This is a genomic window from Geminicoccus sp., from assembly GCF_035556675.1.
Lineage (GTDB): Bacteria > Pseudomonadota > Alphaproteobacteria > Geminicoccales > Geminicoccaceae > Geminicoccus.
In genome coordinates, this window is the sequence record NZ_DATMFZ010000061.1 from 1 (window position 1) to 5,130 (window position 5,130).

Genomic DNA, 5,130 nt, shown 5'->3' on the forward strand with positions numbered 1-5,130 from the left:
GCAGGTCCAGCAGCGTGGTCCAGGGCTCGACCTCCAGGCGCCGCTCGGTGCCGTTGATGGTCAGCACGACCGGGATCCGGCCGGGCTCGCCCCTTCCGTTGCCGGAGCGTGTGTCGGTTTCGGTGGCTTGCATGGCCGCTCCCAAATCGCCTGGGGGTGCGGCAAGACCCCGCTGGGCTGCCGCCATCTCCGCCACCCAACCCTCCTGATCTGGAGCGGTTCCAGACAGGACGGCACTCAGGGTCACGCAGGATCCGGAAACCGCGCGCGCCCCCTTGGATTCGGCTGCTGATCCGTGGTCTGTTGCGCGCAAGGAAAAACGGGGAGGCGCAATATGCGTCGCGGTTTCATTGCAGCCGTCATCGCCACGGCATTGCTGGGTGCCGGCTCGGCCGCCAGCGCCCAGGAGTTCCCGACCAAGCCGGTAACCATCGTGGTGCCGTTCGCCGCGGGCGGGCCGACCGACACGGTGACCAGGCTGGTCGCCCAGTCCATGACCGGCACGCTCGGCCAGCAGGTGATCGTCGAGAATGTCGGCGGAGCCGGCGGCACGCTCGGTGCGGCCCGGGTCGCCAAGGCGGATCCGGACGGCTACACCCTGCTCCTGCACCATATCGGCCAGGCGACCTCGGCCACCCTCTACCGCAAGCTCAGCTATGACCCGGCCAAGGATTTCGCACCGATCGGCATCGTGGCCGACGTGCCGATGACGGTGGTCGCGCGCAAGGACTTCCCCGCCGCCGACATGAAGGCGCTGATCGAGCAGGCCAAGGCGGAAGGGGATGCCATCACCTACGCCAATGCCGGGATCGGCTCCGCCTCGCACTTGTGCGGGATGCTGCTGATGCAGGCGCTGGACGTGCCGCTGACCACCGTCGCCTACAAGGGCACCGCGCCGGCGATGAACGACCTGCTGGGTGGCCAAGTCGACCTGATGTGCGACCAGACCACCAACACGACCAGCCAGATCAAGGGCGGCACCATCAAGGTCTATGCCGTGACCACGACGGAGCGGCTGCCCTCGCTGCCGGACGTGCCGACCACCGCCGAGAGCGGCCTGCCCGACGTGCAGGTGGGGGTCTGGCACGGGCTGTACGCGCCGGCCGGTACCGACCCTGCGGTGGTGGCGCGGCTGGAGGAGGCGCTGCAGGCGGCGGTGACCGATCCGAACGTCACCCAGCGCCTGGCCGAGCTCGGCGCCACGCCGGCCACGGCCGAGACGGCGACCCCGGAAGCGCTCGAGCAGCTGGTGACCTCCGAGATCGCGCGCTGGCGGCCCGTGATCGAGGCGGCCGGCCAGTACGCCGACTGAGGGGCCAGCCGGTGCCAGGCACGCTCGGGCGGGGCAGCCCCCGCGACATCGCGGCGGGTGCCCTGTTCGTCGTGATCGGCTGCGCGTTCGGCTGGTTCGCGCAGGACCATGATCTCGGCACGCCCAACCGGATGGGCCCGGCCTTCTTTCCGACGATCCTGGCGGTGATGATGACCGTGCTGGGCACGGTCATCCTGGTCCAGGGCCTGCGCAGGCCGGGCGAGCCGATCGGCCGCTGGCCCTGGCGCGCGATGCTCCTGGTGCTGGGGCCGGGCATCCTGTTCGGCCTCACCATCCGCCCGCTCGGCATGATCGCCGCCGTGCCGCTGCTGGTGGGCCTCTCGGCGCTCGCCAGCCGGCAGGTGACGGCGGTGGGGCTGATCCTGTCGGCCCTGATACTGACGCTGTTCTCGATCGCCGTGTTCGCCCATGGGCTGGGCCTGCCGATCCCGGTGTTCGGCCGGCTGCTCGGCGGGTAGGGCACCATGGAGATCCTGGGCGACCTCGGCCTCGGCCTGTCAGTGGTGCTTTCCCCGCTCAACCTTGCCTGGTGCCTGACCGGCGTGCTGCTGGGCACGCTGATCGGCGTGCTGCCGGGGCTGGGGCCGGCGGCCACCATCGCGATGCTCCTGCCGGCGACGTTTGGCCTGCCGGCCGTGTCCTCGCTGATCATGCTGGCCGGGATCTATTACGGCGCCCAGTATGGCGGCTCGACCACGGCGATTCTGATCAACCTGCCGGGTGAGACGTCCTCGGTGGTCACGGCCCTGGACGGCTATCAGATGGCGCGCAAGGGCCGGGCCGGTGCTGCCCTGGCGACCGCCGCGATCGGCTCGTTCGTGGCGGGCACGGTAGCGACGGCGGTGGTGGCATTTTTGGCACCGCCGCTCGCGGACGTCGCCCTGAACTTCGGGGCGGCCGAATACTTTGCCCTGATGGTGCTGGGGCTGGTGGCGTCGGTGGCACTGGCACGCGGGCCGGTCCTGAAGGCGGTGGCGATGGTGGTGCTGGGCCTGCTGCTCGGCACGATCGGCACCGACATCAACTCCGGCGAGCAGCGCTTCACCTTCGACATCCCAGAACTGGCAGACGGCATCAACTTCGTGGCGCTGGCGATGGGCATGTTCGGGATCGCCGAGATCCTGACCAATCTCGACCACGAGGCGACCCGCAAGCCGCTCACCCGGGTGATCGGCAGCCTGCTGCCGAACCGCGAGGAATGCCGGCGGATCATCGGCCCGATCCTGCGCGGCACCGGCCTGGGCTCGGTCCTGGGGATCCTGCCGGGCGGTGGTGCGGTGCTGGGGGCCTTTGCCGCCTATGCCGTCGAGAAGAAGATCTCGAAGACGCCGCAGGCCTTCGGCCATGGCGCCATCGAAGGCGTGGCGGCACCGGAATCCGCCAACAATGCCGGGGCGCAGACCAGCTTCATCCCGATGCTGACCCTGGGCATCCCGTCCAACCCGGTGATGGCGCTGATGGTGGGCGCTCTGACCATCCAGGGCATCCAGCCGGGCCCGCAGGTGATGAGCGAGCAGCCCGAGCTGTTCTGGGGCGTGATCGCGTCGATGTGGATCGGCAACCTGATGCTGATCGTCCTGAACCTGCCGCTGATCGGGCTCTGGGTCCGGCTGCTCACCATCCCCTACCGGCTGCTCTACCCGGCGATCCTGGTGTTCTGCTGCGTGGGCGTACTCAGCCTGAACAACCTCGCATCCGACGTCTACCTGATGATCCTGTTCGGTCTGGTGGGCTACGTGCTGGTGCGGCTGGACTGCGAGCCGGCGCCCTTGCTCCTGGGCTTCATCCTGGGGCCGATGATGGAGGAATATCTGCGCCGGGCCATGATCCTGGCGCGCGGCGACATGACGACCTTCGTGACCCGGCCGATCAGCTTGGCCCTCCTGCTGCTGACGCTCGCCATCATCCTGGTCCTGACCCTGCCGCGTGTGCGCGCCAAGCGGGAGGAGGCGTTCGAGGAAGCCGCCTGACGGCGGTTCAACCGTCCCGCCGGCTCCAGGCCATGAGGACCGTCTCAGGCAGCGTCATCGGGTCGAACGGCTTGGCGATCACGTCGATGGCACCGCCCGCCACGAACCTGGCCACCTCCTCCGGGCGGGTGGCCGCGGTCATGAACACGGCCGGCGTGGCCGCAGTGACCGGCAGGCCGCGCAGTGCCCGGAGCACGGCCGGCCCGTCCATCTCCGGCATCATCACGTCTAGGAGCAGGAGCTGAGGCTGGAACTCGGCAGCGCAGGCCAGCGCCTCCGTCCCGCTGGCACAGGCCGCCACCTCGAAGCCGCCCAACGCCTCCAGCGCGAACACCGCGATCGACCGAAGGTCGTCGTCGTCATCGACATAGAGGATCCGGCGCAGTGCGGTGTCGCTCATCGGCAAGAACTCCCCGGCGCAGCCGCAGCCGGGCAGGAGAACCGCCAGTGCCTTTCGCGAGTTCTCGACACCACGACCTCAGTGCCCGGCCAGCAGCTTGCGGACGCTCACCATGAGCTGCTCGATCGCGATCGGTTTGGTGAGATATTCCTGAGCACCAAAGCGGTATCCGGAAATCATGTCGACCTGGTGCGAGCGCATGGTCAGCATGATCACCGGGATCTTCTCCGTCTCCTTGATGGTCCTGAGCTTCTTCAGCGCATCAAGCCCGTCCATGACCGGCATGTTGCCGTCCAGGATGATCAGATCCGGGGAGCTTTCCTGCGCCATCCGGATCGCGTCCGCACCGGTACCACCGACCCGGACGGCATAACCCTGCTGCTCCAGGGCGAAACGGACCAGCTCGCGCAGGTGCGGGTCGTCGTCGACCACCAGGATGCTGTACCGGCTGGTGGGCCGGCTGGCCAAAGGCGACTGCTGCGCTTGCGACTCGCTTCTCGTCCACTGGAACAGCTTGGTCAGAAACGACACTTATCCCCCCACGCCGCCAACAGAAGTGCCCCCCCGGACGAAAGCTTCATCATCTGCCGACACCATCATCAAATGATCGAAATGGTAAATTCCACATCGGCATGAGAGGAATTCAACCGGAACAGGCAATGTCACGGCAACGACGTCGAGCTTGGCGAGTGACCGGCCGCACCAATGGGCCGCATTGGAACTGATGGAAATCTCTCTAGATGTCGATGCGGCCTGATATAGCGTGTCACATCGGCAAGCAAAATCACCTCGTACGAGGATTGGAAGGAATTTGGACAACCGTGATGTTCATAATTCCCGCTTCAACGGTTTCCGGATTTGTAAATGAATCTCGCCGGTGAGCTGCTAGCCTCCTCCGGTCCTAATCGCGGACCAGAGCGTAGCCGCCCACTCAAGCAGAAATTCTGCGAGATGCCGTTCACCGGCGTCGGCGTGCGCGACGTGCTGCGCTACCTCGAGACGCGCACGGTCAACGACCCGTTCACCTACATCGTCACGCCCAATGTCGACCATGTCGTCCGTAACTGGCGCGACCGGGGCGAGCTGGTCGAGATCTACGAGGATGCCGAGCTGTCCTTGTGCGACAGCCGGATCGTCAGCCTGATCGGCCGGCTCAGCGGCGTGTCGTTGCCGGTGGTCACCGGCTCCGACCTCACCGCCATCATGCTCGAATACACGATCGACCCGCAGGAGCGGATCACGATCATCGGCGGCTCGGAGGAACTTATCGCGAAGATCGAGCGGCGCTACGGTCTGCGCGACGTCTGCCACTTCAACCCGCCGATGGGTTTCATCCGCGACCCGGCGGCGGTGCTGGAAGCCGCGCAGTTTGTGGAGCGCCATCCGAGCCGCTTCGTCTTCCTGGCGGTGGGCTCGCCGCAGCAGGA

At 67.2% G+C, this 5,130-nt stretch carries 6 protein-coding genes; 4 read left to right on the forward strand and 2 right to left on the reverse strand.

Translation table 11 applies throughout. The annotated features are described in order from the left end of the window. Positions 1 to 334 precede the first annotated feature (334 nt). From VNS22_RS04595 to VNS22_RS04605, 3 genes are read left to right on the forward strand one after another with little or no spacing between them, the layout of a single operon-like run. Positions 335 to 1,312, forward strand: a complete 978-nt coding sequence (locus VNS22_RS04595) for a tripartite tricarboxylate transporter substrate-binding protein (RefSeq protein WP_325730070.1) — start codon at positions 335 to 337, stop codon at positions 1,310 to 1,312. Between the two features lie 11 nt (positions 1,313 to 1,323). Then, complete coding sequence (locus tag VNS22_RS04600; RefSeq protein ID WP_325730072.1) at positions 1,324 to 1,791, forward strand: tripartite tricarboxylate transporter TctB family protein; 468 nt, start codon at positions 1,324 to 1,326, stop codon at positions 1,789 to 1,791. A 6-nt stretch (positions 1,792 to 1,797) separates the two neighbouring features. Next, the gene (locus VNS22_RS04605; RefSeq protein ID WP_325730074.1) at positions 1,798 to 3,303 is read left to right on the forward strand and encodes a tripartite tricarboxylate transporter permease; all 1,506 of its coding nucleotides are present in this window, start codon (positions 1,798 to 1,800) and stop codon (positions 3,301 to 3,303) included. 7 nt (positions 3,304 to 3,310) lie between these two features. Here VNS22_RS04605 and VNS22_RS04610 read toward each other — a convergent pair whose 3' ends face one another. Both VNS22_RS04610 and VNS22_RS04615 read right to left on the reverse strand, forming a co-directional pair. Then, positions 3,311 to 3,703 (reverse strand): response regulator, encoded by a 393-nt coding sequence (locus VNS22_RS04610; RefSeq protein WP_325730076.1) that lies wholly within the window; start codon positions 3,701 to 3,703, stop codon positions 3,311 to 3,313. Between the two features lie 78 nt (positions 3,704 to 3,781). Continuing rightward, positions 3,782 to 4,234 (reverse strand): response regulator, encoded by a 453-nt coding sequence (locus tag VNS22_RS04615; RefSeq protein ID WP_325730077.1) that lies wholly within the window; start codon positions 4,232 to 4,234, stop codon positions 3,782 to 3,784. Between the two features lie 420 nt (positions 4,235 to 4,654). Between VNS22_RS04615 and VNS22_RS04620 the strand changes: the two genes are divergently transcribed. Further along, a partial coding sequence (locus VNS22_RS04620; RefSeq protein WP_325730079.1) for a WecB/TagA/CpsF family glycosyltransferase occupies positions 4,655 to 5,130 on the forward strand: 476 nt, incomplete at its 3' end.

Bases quoted from the DNA above. Each gene is read 5' to 3' on its own strand.
- VNS22_RS04595 (WP_325730070.1), top strand. From the start codon at position 335: ATGCGTCGCGGTTTCATTGCAGCCGTCATCGCCACGGCATTGCTGGGT.
- VNS22_RS04605 (WP_325730074.1), top strand. From the start codon at position 1,798: ATGGAGATCCTGGGCGACCTCGGCCTCGGCCTGTCAGTGGTGCTTTCC.
- VNS22_RS04610 (WP_325730076.1), bottom strand. From the start codon at position 3,703: ATGAGCGACACCGCACTGCGCCGGATCCTCTATGTCGATGACGACGAC.